This window comes from Minwuia thermotolerans, assembly GCF_002924445.1.
GTDB lineage: Bacteria > Pseudomonadota > Alphaproteobacteria > Minwuiales > Minwuiaceae > Minwuia > Minwuia thermotolerans.
In genome coordinates, this window is sequence record NZ_PIGG01000065.1 from 1 (window position 1) to 14,710 (window position 14,710).

The window sequence follows — 14,710 nt, forward strand, 5'->3', positions numbered from 1 at the left end:
CGATCGAGGTTGAAGATCCCATGGGGTAGGTCGCGACCCACCCCTTCAGAGTGGTGTCGCAACATGACTCTGTAGGGGGCAACCATGTCATCGATCGAACACCTTTCCGAAGAGCGGGCTGCGGTCCGCACTGATCTGAGTGCAGTTTTCGTGTCGCTGGAACTCAGCCGATCAACCTGGCTGATCACGTCGTTGTCGCCCGGCGGCGGGGAGAAGATGTCCAGACACCAGGTACGGAGCGGGGATATCGCAGGCCTACTCGCGAGATTCTCCCAGCTGCAGGCGAAGAGCATGGCGCGTACCGGACAATCGTACCGCCTGATCGTGATCCATGAGGCTGGCCTGGACGGGTTCTGGATCCATCGCACTCTTCGGAACGCCGGCATCGAGAGCCATGTCGTGGACCCGGCTTCCATAGCCACTTCGCGCCGTCGGCGACGTGCCAAGACGGATGGGATCGACGGCGAGGCTCTCGTCAGAGCCTTGCTCGCCTACAAACGCGGCGAGCCGCGGGTCTGCGCCATAGTGAAGGCGCCCACGCCAGAGGCAGAGGACCGTCGGCAGATTAGCCGTGAGCGCCGGTCCCTGATCGCCGAACGGGTCGAGCACGTCAACCGCATCAAGGGGCTGCTCTTCGCGCAGGGCATCAGGGACTACGAGCCGGTTCGGCAGGACCGGCGTCAACGCCTGGAGGCACTTGGAACTGGCGATAGACGTCCGCTCCCGGCCTGCCTGAAGCAGCGTCTCAGCCGGGAACTAGACCGACTGGAGCTCATTCTGGAACAGATCAGGATGGTGGAGACGCAGCGTGATGCGCTTCTCGCAGCACAGGCCAAGGTATCGCAGTCACCGCCGGCGGTCCTCCAGGCGTTGAGGGGCATCGGTCCGGAATTCGCCATGGTCCTGTGGTCCGAAGGGCTCTTCCGGCACTTCGCCAACCGAAGGCAACTCGCCTCTTACGCCGGGCTGGCTCCAACGCCCTGGCAGAGCGGAACCATTGCCCGGGAGCAGGGCGTCTCGAAGGCCGGAAACGCGCGACTTCGTACAACAATGATCCAGCTCAGTTGGCTATGGCTGAGGCACCAGCCGAAGTCCGCCTTGACGTTGTGGTTTCACGAGCGAGCCAAGGCCGTCGGCGGCCGCAACAGACGCGTCATGATCGTGGCTCTGGCGCGCAAGCTGCTCGTCGCGCTGTGGAAGTTTGTGACTACGGGCGTTGTTCCAGAGGGCGCGATCATGAGCGCAACCTAGCAAGCCGCTTTACCCTCTGATCCTGTTCCGCAGGGCCTGATCAGCCTTGCCGGATCCAGGTGGACGGACCGAACAATCATTTGGCTGAAATAGCCGTGTTGAAGAGTGGCTCCGTCCTCCTGAGCCTCCACCGCAGAAAGCGGGATATTGGTGCAGCCGGCTCGACCGGCGACCGGATGTGAGTTTGATCGGTCCGGAAACGGGCCGAGTCATTGGAAAGGGCTCGGACCTGGATCCCAACAGCCTGGAAGGAGTGCTATGCACGAAGCAAACTGAACCGTGCCTTGACCAACCATTCCCCATGTGAGGGATTGTGGATAATGATGAGCTTCTGCAGCATGACCGGGCGCTGGAACAGCCGCACGGAATACGCTCTTCGTCGGAACGGCTGACGGACGCTTTCGGCCCGATTGTTCTGCCGTCGCCTGGTGTCCCGGGGTGTGGTGCTATCGAGCTCCGACAGCACCGCTCGGTGGGAAGCCGCCATTACGCTGCTTCGGTGACTTTTCTGCCCAGCTCGATCAACACTGATTGAGATGATACATTCCGAACGAGCCGTAGTTCTTTGCAAGTGGCTGTTGGCCGACATAGTCCGCTCGATATTGGTCGGGATAGGACAGGGCAAGGGCGGCGGCCATCTGTTCGGTCACGTAGACGGAGCCTTCGGGTGTAATCGGCTCGATGCGGGCGGCGCGGGTGACGTGGAAGCCGAAACAGTTGTCGTGCTGCAGGATCGGATCGCGCGTCACATAGACCGGCCCGTAATGGCAGCCCAGCCGGAGCCCGAGATCGCCGGGAAGTCCCGCTTTCGAGTAGTCGATGGCGGCCATGGCTTCCTGCAGCGCAAAGGCGCATGCGGCTGCATTGCCCGGATCCCTGAATACCAGGAAGATGCCATCGCCCCAGGTATTCTGCAGGATCAGCTGGTCGCCCTGTGCTTCGAGAACCTGCGCGATGGCCCCCAGGACATGTTCCACGAAGGACGGCATCTGGGCGTCCGACAATCTGCTGAAGCCCTTCAAGTCGCCGAAGATCAGGGTATTCCGTGTGCGCTTCAGCTGACCGGGCTGCTCGCCCGAGCTTTCTGAAGCGGACGCCGGAGCCGGTGCTGCGGAAGTTTCCGGGTGGACACGAATGACATGTTGGGAACAGCCGGCCCGGCGGCCGAGCTCGAGGTCGTGATATGTGCCGGCCGCAGACGAACCGCGCTCGCCGTCCCAGATGGCGATCTGATTCAACTCTGCGGACAGCCATTGCGCACGAAGCCTGGCGAGGCCGAGCGCATATTCGGACGCATATCCGAACAGCTCGTCGTCACCCAGATAGGCATCCCTGGTGACATGGTGGATCTTGTGCGCCCGCGCGTAGCAGCGCTCGAACCGCGCCACCCAATGCCGGCCGGCGGGGGCGACGGACAGTTCGACGAACTCGTCCCGGTCGAAAGGCATGACCACATCCAGCGCCACACCGGCGTCCAGTGCCGTCTCTGCCGCCAGGATATCGGCGCCAGCGGCGAGGCTGCCGATCGCGTAGCTGCAGGAAAGGGCGGCGAATGTTTCTCGCAGTGCCTCCCGGACATCACCTTCCTGGTCGGCGGGGAACCGACCGGCGGCGCCGGGAGGGGCGATGATATGGCCACAGAAATGGATGACCGGTGGCGGTCGGAGACTTTCCAACAGGGACGCTTGCAACCCCTTGTGGCGGCATATCATCTGCAGTTGCCGCAAGGTTGTCGCGCATTCGGCGTAGTTGGCGCCTGCCAGCGCCGCGGCCTGCGCCGCCGAGGCCGCCGCCTCCTCGGTCCGGTCGAGCAGCAGAAGCGCTTCGGCGCGCGTGGCCTCGGCGTAGTAGCCGTCGCGCTCCAGTTTTGCCTCGGCATCGGTCAGCGCCGCAGTGGCCCAGTGGTGGGCCTTCTCCGCATATCCTGCCAGCAACGAGAGCGTCGCGATGTTGATCGCGGGATAATAGCCGCGATCGACATTATACCCGCTTTCATAGGCCGCGATGGATTGATCGAGCGCTTCGTGGTCGGGGCGGTCCGGATCGGCCAATGCCCGATCCTTGTGCAGGCGCGCGTCCAGAGAGAACGACTCCTCGCTCCGGGCTTCGTCCAGGCCATATTCGCCGAACCGTCTTCGAGCCAGATCGACCGCTCCGGAACGGGCGAGAGCGAGGACGGCGAGATGTTTCAGGCCCTCATGGTCGGGCCACTGCTCGCGCGCGCGCGCCGCCAGGTCGTGGGCGTGCAGGTTTTCCCCTCTGGACAGTTCGGCCTTCGCCGCCGCCCAGGCCTGATGGCCTGTAGCGGCCTGGTCCAAATCCATCTCGGTCCCTCTGTTTGCGGGCCTTGCGGCCTCTTGTCATGGCAGTCCGCGTAACCGCTTTCGATGATGTCACGTGGCCCGTCTCAGCGTAAATCGGATTGGCCCTGACCATTGCGGGCGTCGTCCGGTTCCGGGGAACAGGCAATGGACTGTTGGGCGGTGGCCCGGCAGCCCCTAAGCTTCCATCGGCGCCATGACCGATTCCGTTGCACCCATTGACGAAGACCTGCCGTAGGACGAGCCGAAGGTATTCCTGTCCTATTCGCGGAAGGACCGGGAACGGGCACAGGGGATCGCCGATGCGCTGCGCAGCCGGCATTTCGGCGTCTTTCGCGATACCGAGGACATCTTGCCGACCGAGGAGTGGCGGGAGCGGCTGCAACAGCTGATCGAGGAAGCCGATACGATCGTCTTCCTGATGAGCCCGCAATCCATAGCTTCCGAGGTCTGTGCCTGGGAGGTCGAGTACGCAACCAGTCTGAACAAGCGGATCGCGCCCATCGTCATCGAGGAGGTGGAGGGGAGCGCCATTCCGCCGCTGCTTTCGCGGCTGAATTTCATCTTCTGCACCGAACGCGATCCGTTCGAGAATGCCATCGACACCTTGTCATCGGCGCTCAGCACGGACATCGACTGGGTGCGTGAACATACCCGGCTCTCCGGTCTTGCGCGTCGATGGCAGGACGCAGGCCGCCCGAAACGGTTGTTGCTCCGCGGGCAGGACATTGCGGACGCCGAAGCCTGGCGCGACAGCCGGCCGAAGGATTCGCCTGACATCACCGAAGCCCACATCGCCCTGATCCGGGAGAGCCGACGGGCATCACAGGCGCGGCAAAGGGGCTGGATTGCCGGTTCGATCGCCGTCGCGCTGATAACCGCGGGCCTCTCGGTTTTCGCCTGGCTGCAATCCATCGAAGCCGAAAGCCAGCGGGTCGAAGCCGATATCCAGCGCGCCGAGGCGGAACGGCAACGCGCCACGGCGGAATCCGAGCGGGACCGCGCGGAAGCCGAACGGCAACGGGCAGAGGAGCAGAGAGACCTTGCCGAACGGCGCCTTCGGGAAGCCTTGGTCCAACGGACCCGGCGGAACCTTTCAGACGCCACTGCGCTGATCGGCGATGGTGCGCATACCCGGGCCGCGCCGATGGTGCGCGACGCGCTGGAAACGGCGCAATCCCTGGATGATGCGCCGCTGTTGAAGAATGGCGCGGCTGTCGCCCGCCAGCTCCTCTTCACAGACCGCTTCCTCGGCTATCTCGAAACCGCGCCTGCGCCTCCCATCGGCTTTGCAGAGACCAGCATGGGTCCCAAGGGTTCGTTCATCGCAACCCGTCACCTGCTTGACCTGAAGGTCTGGTCGTTCCGGACAGGGGACGTCACGCCGTTGGCGGTACCCGATGTCGAAGCCATCGCCTGGTTGGACAACGGCCAACTCGCAGCGGTCCGCAGCAAGCGTCAGCCGGGCGCGTGGGGCAGCCTGACGGTCTTCGATCCCGGTACCGGCGAGGTGGTTGCCGAGACGGACTATGACCGGCAGTTCGCAGACGCCGTCATTCATCCGGCACAGGATATCGTCATTGCCAGCGAGTACCGGGATGGTGACCACAGGACGCTGGCGCTTCGCCTTTCCGACGGTTCGGTGATGTTCGATCTGGCGGCCCCGGCTCAATTCGAGGCCGTAGCGGTTTCCGGGGACGGAGAATTCGTCGCGCTGGCCTATCGAAACCCCGACAGAGTGGAACTGCGTGACAGGCGGGGCTCACTGGTTGACGAACACGTGGCCAGGGCCGGTGGGCTGGTGTTCGTGCCCGCCGATAGACAACTGGCCTTCAAGGCGCAGGATTCCTGGTGGCTCTGGGCGGCCGGCCAGTCACCTGTCCGGATATTCAGCGGCGGCGAGCCGGCCGAAGATATGCTCTTGCTTGGCGACGGCCGGCTTGTGGCGCGCGCTGATCAGAACAGCGTGAGCCTGACCAGCGCGGCCGATCCGGCTTCCGGGACGCCTCTTTCGGTCTCCACCGTGTTCGGCCTGGCTGGCGTGGCGAACGGCGGCGAGCGATTCATCCTGCGCCATGAGCAGCAGTTCTCGGTGCTGGATGGGCAGAGCGGCGAGCTTGTTCACAGGATCGGCAGGAATGCGCCGCCTGCGGGTGGATTTCATCTTTCCGGCGATGGGCGCTACCTGGCCATCGTGCATCAGGACGGCTTCGTTTCGGTATGGTCGACCGGGAACGGGCGCGATGTGCTGGCCGTGAATCCGGACGGCGGCGCAAGCTGGATACAGATACTGGAGCGGCCCGCCGGCCCCGTTCTGGCCGTCCATGACGGCAAGGGGCGGTTGGGCCTGTGGCGGATCGAGCCATTTGACCTGACCTTCGGCGGGGGACTCTCTGCCACCGCCGCGCCGCGCGGGGATACGGTCGCGGTCAATGGCCGCTATGGCGAACCGCTGACTTACTGGGACATGGCCTCTGCCAGTGCAGTGCGCACGATCGACGATGCTGTCCAGCTGAGCGCCGATCCGGCATCCGGCAGGGAACTGCTTCGGCTCTCCGGGTTTCGTATGGCCGTTCTGTCCAGAGACGGCATTGCACCTGTGCCGCTGGAGGGCGGCGAGCGCTTCGAAAGCAGCCGGGTCGCCTGGGGGTCTTACGGCCTTCTGGCCCTGGTTTCGAATGACGGTATTGGAATCTTCAGGACGTCGAGCGGCGAGCGGCTGGCAATGATCGATGCGGAGTCAGGGGCGGGGGCACGGCATGTCCGCAAGATGTCATTCCTGCCGGAAGGGCGTCTTGCAGTGCTGACCGATGATGCCCGGCTCCTTCTGGCGAGCATTGAGAAAGGCGGGCTCGATGCGACCCGAACTCTGCCGTCGGAAGCGTCGGACATGTATTTCTCGGGCAGCGGTAAATCGGCTCTTCTGGTTCACCGGAAGGGTCTGTGGCGGCATGACACGGAGACCGGGACGACTGTGCCCTTCGGCGAACAGGACGGAACGGTCCGCATAGTGGCGGCAGGCCCCCATTCGGCTGTGCTGCACAGATTCGGGGACGAGACGCGCACGTCCTGGTTGATCGATCTCGAAACCGGTGAGAAGCGCTTCGACCTCGACTGGGGGGCGGCCTACGCAATGGGTGCGCAGGACCGGATCATCGTCTCCGAAGACGCGCGGGGCGAAGTCGCGGTCCGGAACGCGCAGACCGGTCGGGTTCTCCACCGGATCCCCGGCGATGGCGGCTCGACGCCAGTTCCCGCACGTCCTTTCCTCGGTGCGGAGGAACACTGGATGATCGGGGTGAACGGCGGCGCCGACATGTTCCGGCTGATCGATACTGCAACCGGTGAGGTCCGGGCATCGGTGCCACGGCGTGAAAGTCTCGGCGGTGTGTTCAGACCTTCTGCCGATTTTTCGGCGGTGACGGTATCCGATGTCGCCCGGCCGGCAGTGGTCGATCTTTCAGATGCGATGCTTGGTCCGGATGGCCTCCTCACCGCTATCCGGATGCGTTTTCCGGAAGAAGTCGAAACAAGGGAAGCTGACACCGCCGATGAGTGCGACCGTCTGGCGGCTTTCGTAAACGACCCTGAGGCAAGAACAGACGGGGTCGCCTACGACCGGATCCCGCCCGAGGCCCTGGTCGTGTGCGGGGAAGCGGCGGGCGCGGCAGACCCGGACCCGGTCACGTTGTTCCAGCTTGCCCGTGCCGCCACGCTGCATGCGCCGCAACGGGATGGCGAGACGGCAAAGCTGCTCGCCGGCCTCGCCGATCAAGGTTACGCAGCCGCCGGGTACACGCTGGCCGTGCTGATGCTTCAGGGGCGTGCGCCCGGTGACAAGCAGGCGCTGATCCGGCGTTTGCGGGAAGCGGCCGAGGGCGGGGCCGGTATTGCCTGGATTGTCCTCTCCCGGATGGCAGACGCGGGTCATCTCGATGAACCTTCGCGCGATCTGCTGCAGAGAGGCGTGGACGCCGGTCTGCCGGCTGTGCTCGAGCATCGGGCCCGGGCGCTTGCACGCGATGGCAATGATTTCCGTGCAGCGGCGGCGGTGGCGAGACGCGCGGCAGAGGCTTATCTGTCGCGCCATCAGTCGACCGCCGCCGGAAACCTTCTGGAACGCAGTGCAGCCTATGCCCGCCGTTCACGGCGCTGAGGTTCATTCCCATCTGTACACAAGGAATGGAGGCCGGCATTGAATACAAAATCTTCGAGACTCTGCCCGCCCGATCCGGCGCGCGTGGCTGCGATCGAGAAATTCGGCGGAGAAATCACTCCGCTCGATCCGATAGGCGCGCAGGTTCAGGGCATTGACCTGGCATCCCGGGAACTGCCGCCAGACCACGTCCTGGACGCGCTTGAAACGGAAATGGCTCATCGCGGATTTCTCGTATTCAGGAACGAGAAGGAACTGGAAGTCGAGGACTTTCTCCGTGCCAGCTGTTGGTGGGGCGGCAGGCAATTGCACAGCACCCATGGCGTCCACCCCGCCACTCCCGGTGGCAACCGCCATATCTTCCGCCTCTCGAACGATCAGCGTCACGGGATCCCGGGTGTCGGCCCCCAATGGCACAATGATGGCAGCTTCGTTCCGGACACCTTTTCCCATGCTGGCTACCACATCATCCGCCCCGCCGAGAAAGGTGGCGGCACGAGTTTCGCCCATCAGGGCGCCGCATATGATGCCCTGCCGGACGAAACGAAGGCGTTCTGGAGCCGGCTTTCGTCGGTGAATTCCGCTTCAGGCGTTGTCCATCCGCTGGTTCACGTGCACCCCATATCGGAACGAAAATCGATCTGGCTGCATCTGGGGATGACCGGTGCGGTCATCGAAAAGGCAGCCGAAGAGGATGGCTTCCGCCTGCTCGGTTCTGCTGAATTGACGCAGCTCTGTCATGAGTACAACCGGATCCTGAACGCCGGACTGGATGACGGGTACGCCATTTCCCACGAATACCGGAAAGGGGACTGCGTGTTCGTCGATAATCTGGCGGTCGCGCATCGAGCTTCGCCGGAGGCCCACCTGCCGGTCGAACAACAGGGGTTGCGGATCCTGCATCGCAGCACCGTCCGCGGCACCGGGAATTTCGCTCCGGACTTCGGACTGCCACTCCAGGTGAATATCCATGGACCCAATCCGCTCGGGGAAGGCGTCTGGCAGGGTGGCGGCGTCGGCTTCCGCTGGGATGACGGCGTTCCCATGCAGAATTGAGCCGCTTCCTGCCGATCAGCTCCGCCCGTCGATGAGTGCGCGTTGGAACAGGATTGTGGTCGCGCCGCCAGCAATTCAGACAGATACCGCGACCTTGGGTACGTGGGTGATCCTGCCCCCGCAACCCGACCAGACGCCGTCGACCCGATGGGTTGGCGGCGTTTTTCGTTTCCGATTGTTCGCTCCCGTCACGCCCGCGGCGGCGCGTCTTCCAGAGCGGCGGCCAGGGTGGTGGTGTTGAGCCGGGACGGGCCGGCCGACCCGGCCGAAATAACGAAGTTCATCGCCTCGTCCAGGGTCCAGTCGGTGGGCGTCAGGTTCTCGACGGGAACCAGCTCCAGATAGCCCGAGGTCGGGTTCGGCGTGGTCGGCACATAGACCGCGGCGAGCTGGCGACCGGTGCTTTCTTCGGTGATGATCTTGGTGACGAAGCCGACCGCCTGCATTTCCGGGGAAGGGAAGTTGATCAGCACCACGCGCTGCGTGCCCTCCGGCTTGGTCTTCAGTGCCGTTATGGCCTGCTGGATGCTGCCATAGATGGTTTCCACCAGCGGCAGGCGGCGGAGCAGGTTCTCGAACAGGGTGAACAGCCGCCGCCCGATCACCTGGTTGACGACCCAGCCGATCAGATAGAGGCCCAGCAGCGTGATCAGAGCCGCCAGCACGTCGTCGATCCAGGACTGCAGTATCCACTCGGCAAGGTCGGGATAGTTTTCCTCCAGCCGCCGCGCCGTCAGCCTGAGCCCCGGCATGCCGATCCGGGCGAGCTGGCCCAGGATGAAGTCGAAGATGATCCATGTCAGCCACAGCGGCACGATGGCGAGGATGCCGCTGAGCAGATAGCGCACGATATGGGGCTGCCGGCGGGGGACCTTCATGTCCGTTTCCCTCGCCTGTCCCTGCCGGCGGGTCGCCGCATGCCGTCACCCCTTCGCCCGAGCATTGTTCCTCCTATCAGATAGGATGCCGGTGCGGCTTCCCAAATCCCGGGACCCGGCCTGGCGCGCAAAGCCATCGCCATCCGGGGGCGGTGGCGTCCATAATGGCGTCGAGCGACGGGAGAAGACCGCGACAATCAGGGGAGGACGGCCCGATGCCGGAACTCGCGCGCGATGGCGTGAACATCCACTACGAGGTCACCGGCGAGGGGCCGGTGCTGCTGCTGACGCATGGCTTCTGCGCCTCCTCGGCGATGTGGCGGGAGAACGCGCCCGCGCTGGCCGATGCCGGCTGGAAGGTCGTGACCTGGGACATGCGCGGCCACGGGCGGAGCGATTCGCCCGACGATCCGGCGCTCTACACCGCCGACCTGACGGTGGCCGACATCGACGCCCTGCTGGACGCCGCGGGCGCGGAGACGGCGGTGGTCGGCGGCATGTCGCTCGGCGGCTACATGTCGCTGGCCTACAACCTGGCGCATGGCGCCCGGGTGCGGGCGCTTCTGCTGATCGACACGGGCCCGGGCTTCAGGAACGACGAGGCGCGGGAGAAATGGAACGCCTATGCCCGCGGCCGCGGCGACGAGCTGGCGGCGAAGGGCGAGGCGGCGCTCTCGGCCAGCGCGGAGACGCGGCTGCAGAAGCAGAACTACCAGGGGCTGCGGAATGCGGCCTACGGCATGTTGACCCAGCGGACCGCGGACGCCATCACTTCGCTGCCGGGCATCGCCGTGCCGACGCTGGTGGTGGTCGGCGACCGCGACGAACCGTTCCTGGCCGCCAGCGACTACATGGCGGCGAAGATTCCCGGCGCGTCGAAGGCGGTGATCGCCGATGCCGGGCATGCTGCGAACGTGGATCAGCCGGCGGCCTTCAACGCCGCCGTGATCGGATTTCTGGACAAGCTGAAGGGGAGCAACTGATGGCCAGCTATGGCGACTACAAGGACCTGGGGGTCACCCTGGACGATCACGTGGCGGTGGTGGAGATCCAGCGCCCGCCGCACAATTTCTTCGACTTCGAACTGATCGCAAGTCTCGCCAGCGCCTTCGAGGATCTGGGCCGCGACGACGCCTGCCGCGCGATCATGCTGTGCGCCCAGGGCAAGGCCTTCTGCGCCGGCGCGAACTTCGGCGGCGGCGGCGAGCAGGAACTCGACCGCAACTCGGGTCATCTCTACCAGGAAGCCGTGCGGCTGTTCCGGACGCCGAAGCCGGTCGTCGGCGCCATCCAGGGCGCGGCCATCGGCGGCGGGCTGGGGCTTGCCCTGATGCCGGATTTCCGCGTTGCCAGCCCGGAAGCGCGCTTCTCCGCCAATTTCACCCGCCTCGGTTTCCATCCGGGCTTCGGCCTGACCGTGACCCTGCCGGAGGTCATCGGCAAGAGCCAAGCGGCGCTGATGTTCTACACCTCGCGCCGCATCAAGGGCGAGGAAGCGCACGAGATGGGTCTGGTCGACGTGCTGGCGCCTCAGGACAAGCTGCGCGAAACGGCCCATGCCCTGGCCGCGGAAATCGCCGAGAACTCGCCGCTGGGCGTGGTCGAGACCCGCGCGACCCTGCGCGGCGACCTGGCCGACCGGGTCAAACGGGCGACGGACCACGAACTGGCGATCCAGGACCGCCTGCGTCAGACCGAGGACTTCCAGGAGGGTATCAGGGCGGTCTCGGAACGCCGCGTTCCGGACTTCAAGGGTCGCTGACGCAGGCTTTCAGTTCAGATAGGTGTCGGGGACCAGCGCGGTGGCGAGCATCACCTCGTTGATCTCGCGATGCGCGTCCCACGACGCCGCCCGCTGGGCGGCGTCCGAGAGCCAGAAGCCGACGATGTCGTCGGCGAGTTTGCTGTCGCCGTCCAGAACCGGCAACGCATCGCGCTGGCGCGCCGGGCCGTCTTCGAGCCGGCGCGCGATCAGCGGCAGGGCGCTCAGGCCGATGGCTAGACCCAGTTCGCGGAAGGCGAGGCGATGGGCGGCCGGCTGTTCCAGCGGACGGCCGGCCCGGTACAGGCGCAGGCCCCTGGCGCAGCCGTCCAGCAATCCGGGCAGCAATTCCGGTTCGAGCGGCGCGCCCCATTCGGAAAGGTGGGCGGCCCGCGCGGCGTCGCAGAGCAATCCGCCGAGGCCGAGAGGGTCGTCGGTGGTCCAGTCGCGGCCGCGGCAAAGTCGCGCGAGCGCGTCGGTGCGGTCGCCCAGTGGCGGCGCGGCCGTCATCTCCTGGAATTCGTCGGCGATACGCTGCAGGTCGCTGAAGCTCAGCAGCCCATCCAGGGCGTCGTGCAGGCCCATGGAAGGAACCTGCGGCCGGGAGAGGTCGGTGTTCATCTTCCAGTAGAGGCCGGCGACCTCCCCGTCGGCATCCCGGCGGGCGAAGCCGTCGAAGGTCACGGCGGCCAGTTCCATGGCCCAGCGCAGATAGACCGGCTGATCGAGGGCCCGGGCCGCGCGCGCGAGAGCATGCATCCATCTGGTCAGATAGTGGAAGTACTGCCCGTCCCGTTCCCACTCGAGGCGGTCGTCGAAGGGCTCTTCCGGGCGGCGCTCCGGCAGGGGTTTTCCGATGCGCAGGCCGCCGGCCGTCGGGCTGCGCTGTCCCTCTGCGTCGTCCAGGCCGCTGATCCAGCCATTGCGCGGGTCATCGGCGCGGAACCGCCCCAGTGTCGCATGCACCTGATCGATCAGCCGGCAGGACAGGTCCCGATAGCGCCCATTCCCGGTGCGCGCGTGCAGTTCCAGGAAGGCGCAGAGGGCGAAGGCATCGGTCCAGAGATATCGGGTCGCCGCTTCCGAGCCGTGTCCGAGGCCCGTCCTGTCGGCAAAACCCTCCATGATCCGGGCCGCCGTCGCGGCAGCGGTTTCTTTGGTGCGACGAGGCAATTACAGGGCGCTTTCTGCCCGGTTGGGACGGAATGGCGCCGTCGCCGGGCTTTGTTTCTTTGCCCCGACAGGTGGACTGTTGCGGGCGCGCCGCAACCCCTGGCATCGGGTTCATTGGTGGGAACAGACGCCGGCGGCGGTCTCCGGTGAGGAGGAGAGGGGCGGAGAAGCCGCCGCCGGGTCCTGCGCGCCCGACCGCCTCTCAGGCGGGGGCGTTGGGCCGGAAATCCAGCAGATGCCGCGCCATGACGTTGCGGTGGATCTCGCTGGTTCCGGAATAGATCGTGGCCGCGCGCGTGGCGAGATACCGGACGCCGGCCTCGGCGAAAGGCTGCGCGCCGGCGCTCTCAGGGTCGAGACAGACAAAGGCCGACGGTCCCGCGAGCGCCACGCCAAGCGCGGTGATCCGCTGATGCAGTTCCGTCGCCGTGAGCTTCATAAGCGAAGCCTCGGCCTCTGGCGCCGGCGCGCCGGGCGCGCGGGAGGCGGCGTGGCGTTCGATCTGCTCGAGCGCCGTCAGTTCCGCTGCCAGAGCCGCCAGGCGGACTTGTTCTTCGCCGTCGGCGTCCACGGTCTCCGCGATCGCCCGGACCCGCCGGAAGGTCCGGCGCAGCAGGCCGGTGGTCGTGTTGCTGGCGCGGGCGAAGTTCATCAGGTCCTTGGCCACGCCCCAGCCGCCGTTCTCGGGCCCGACGCGGTCGGCGGCCGGTACTGCGACGCCATCGAAGGTGACTTCGTTGAACTCGGCCTCGCCGTACATGGTCGGGATCGGACGGACCTCGATCCCGGGCGCGGCCATGTCGATCAGCAGGAAGGTGATGCCTTCCTGCGGCTTGCCCTGCCTCGAGGTGCGGACCAGGGCGAACATGCGGTTGGCGTGCTGCGCGCCGGTCGTCCAGACCTTGCGGCCGGTGACGATGTAGCGGTCGCCGTCGCGGACAGCGCGGGTGTCGAGGGCAGCGAGATCGGAGCCCGCGCCCGGCTCGGAATAGCCCTGGCACCAGAGGTCGGCGCCGGAGAGGATGCGCGGCAGGTAGCGGCGCCTCTGGTCCGCGTCGCCCCGCGCGATCAGGATCGGGCCGACATTGCGCAGCCCGCCCGCGAACAGCACCGGCGCGTCGCGCTCGGCGCATTCATGTTCGAAGATCAGTCGCTGGCGCGCCGGCCAGCCCGTGCCACCGTACTCGATGGGCCATGCCGGCGCGATCCAGCCTCGGCGATGCAGCCGCTGATGCCACGCGCGGCAGGCGCCGATCTCCGAATGTGTCCCGACCGTCGCGCGGCCGGCGGCCTGCAGGTCGGGGGTCAGGTTCTCGTCCAGAAAGCGGCGCACCGAGGCGGTGAAGGCCCGTTCGCCTTCCGATCTGTCGCCATGGCGCGCCATGTTCACTCTCCTTCCGATGCTCTCTCAGGCGCGGAGCGGTGCAGCTTGGCGCTTCCAGGGGTCGGCGAACCCGTGGGGCTGCGGTACGGCGGCCAGGACATAGGAGTACAGGTCCCTGTACTTCCGCTGCCGGCCGGCGCTGAACAGCGGATCCTCGTTGCCGAGGAAGGCGTCCTCCAGCACCGCAAGTTCTTCGGCGGTCAGCCGGCTGGCCGCCTGGGGCAGGATTTCCGTTTCCTCCAGGCGGATATGCGCCTTCTCGAAGGCGACATAGTCGTCCACGGCCTTGCAGAAGTTCCCGGCCTCCTCGGTGGGCCGGGTCCTGAGCCGCTCCAGCGCGCGCTCCAGATCGACCAGCCGCCGCTCGCCCTGGTCGTGCTCGTCGCGCAGGGTGTCGAGAACCGGCTTCAGGTCGGGCGCGCGGGCGTCCAGCGCCCTGAACAGGTAGGTTTCTTCCTTCGGGTGGTGGAAGCGCGCGGGAAAGGCCTCGAGATAGGCGAGAATGGCTTCGAACGGTGCCAGATCGGGCTGCACCTCCGGGTCCAGCAGCTCGCGCGAGAGCTGCGTCAGGCAGGTCAGCACCGCCCCCATGCGCCTGTGCTCGTCCTGGATTATCGTGATCGCGTTCATGGCCGTCTCCCATGGCTCGAGGCGGACTTGCCGGCCGCCATCGATATCCAGCCTAGCGGCGCCATCCGCAGGCGATTTGAGCCAGAACAAATTTTCGGA

At 65.9% G+C, this 14,710-nt stretch carries 10 protein-coding genes; 5 read left to right on the forward strand and 5 right to left on the reverse strand.

What is annotated here, in order from left to right; translation table 11 throughout:
* Window positions 1–93: 93 nt before the first annotated feature.
* A complete protein-coding gene (locus CWC60_RS18270; RefSeq protein WP_420891142.1) occupies window positions 94–1,251 on the forward strand; it encodes an IS110 family RNA-guided transposase in 1,158 nt (385 codons plus the stop codon).
* Window positions 1,252–1,772: 521 nt separating this feature from the next.
* On the opposite strand, the gene CWC60_RS18275 is transcribed toward CWC60_RS18270, so the two are convergent.
* Entirely contained in the window at window positions 1,773–3,575 is a 1,803-nt protein-coding gene (locus CWC60_RS18275) for a tetratricopeptide repeat-containing protein (RefSeq protein ID WP_109795366.1), read from the reverse strand.
* Window positions 3,576–3,828: 253 nt separating this feature from the next.
* Here CWC60_RS18275 and CWC60_RS18280 point away from each other — a divergent pair, with 253 nt between their 5' ends.
* Window positions 3,829–7,728, forward strand: coding sequence for a TIR domain-containing protein (locus CWC60_RS18280; RefSeq protein WP_109795367.1), 3,900 nt, complete (start codon window positions 3,829–3,831; stop codon window positions 7,726–7,728).
* 84 nt (window positions 7,729–7,812) lie between these two features.
* Complete coding sequence (locus tag CWC60_RS18285; RefSeq protein ID WP_206420018.1) at window positions 7,813–8,784, forward strand: TauD/TfdA dioxygenase family protein; 972 nt, start codon at window positions 7,813–7,815, stop codon at window positions 8,782–8,784.
* A gap of 188 nt (window positions 8,785–8,972) precedes the next feature.
* On the opposite strand, the gene CWC60_RS18290 is transcribed toward CWC60_RS18285, so the two are convergent.
* Complete coding sequence (locus tag CWC60_RS18290) at window positions 8,973–9,662, reverse strand: DUF502 domain-containing protein (RefSeq protein ID WP_109795369.1); 690 nt, start codon at window positions 9,660–9,662, stop codon at window positions 8,973–8,975.
* A gap of 215 nt (window positions 9,663–9,877) precedes the next feature.
* Between CWC60_RS18290 and CWC60_RS18295 the strand changes: the two genes are divergently transcribed.
* Window positions 9,878–10,645: an alpha/beta fold hydrolase gene (locus CWC60_RS18295; protein ID WP_109795370.1), complete on the forward strand. Its 768-nt coding sequence runs from the start codon at window positions 9,878–9,880 to the stop codon at window positions 10,643–10,645.
* Window positions 10,645–11,424, forward strand: a complete 780-nt coding sequence (locus tag CWC60_RS18300) for an enoyl-CoA hydratase/isomerase family protein (RefSeq protein WP_109795371.1) — start codon at window positions 10,645–10,647, stop codon at window positions 11,422–11,424. The genes CWC60_RS18295 and CWC60_RS18300 overlap by 1 nt, the downstream gene beginning before the upstream one ends.
* 9 nt (window positions 11,425–11,433) lie before the next feature.
* Here CWC60_RS18300 and CWC60_RS18305 read toward each other — a convergent pair whose 3' ends face one another.
* The 3 genes from CWC60_RS18305 to CWC60_RS18315 form a co-directional block, all read right to left on the reverse strand.
* The gene (locus tag CWC60_RS18305; RefSeq protein WP_109795372.1) at window positions 11,434–12,549 is read right to left on the reverse strand and encodes a hypothetical protein; all 1,116 of its coding nucleotides are present in this window, start codon (window positions 12,547–12,549) and stop codon (window positions 11,434–11,436) included.
* Window positions 12,550–12,799: 250 nt separating this feature from the next.
* Window positions 12,800–13,981, reverse strand: coding sequence for an acyl-CoA dehydrogenase family protein (locus CWC60_RS18310; RefSeq protein WP_109795373.1), 1,182 nt, complete (start codon window positions 13,979–13,981; stop codon window positions 12,800–12,802).
* 24 nt (window positions 13,982–14,005) lie between these two features.
* The gene (locus CWC60_RS18315) at window positions 14,006–14,611 is read right to left on the reverse strand and encodes a hemerythrin domain-containing protein (RefSeq protein ID WP_109796345.1); all 606 of its coding nucleotides are present in this window, start codon (window positions 14,609–14,611) and stop codon (window positions 14,006–14,008) included.
* Window positions 14,612–14,710 lie beyond the last annotated feature (99 nt).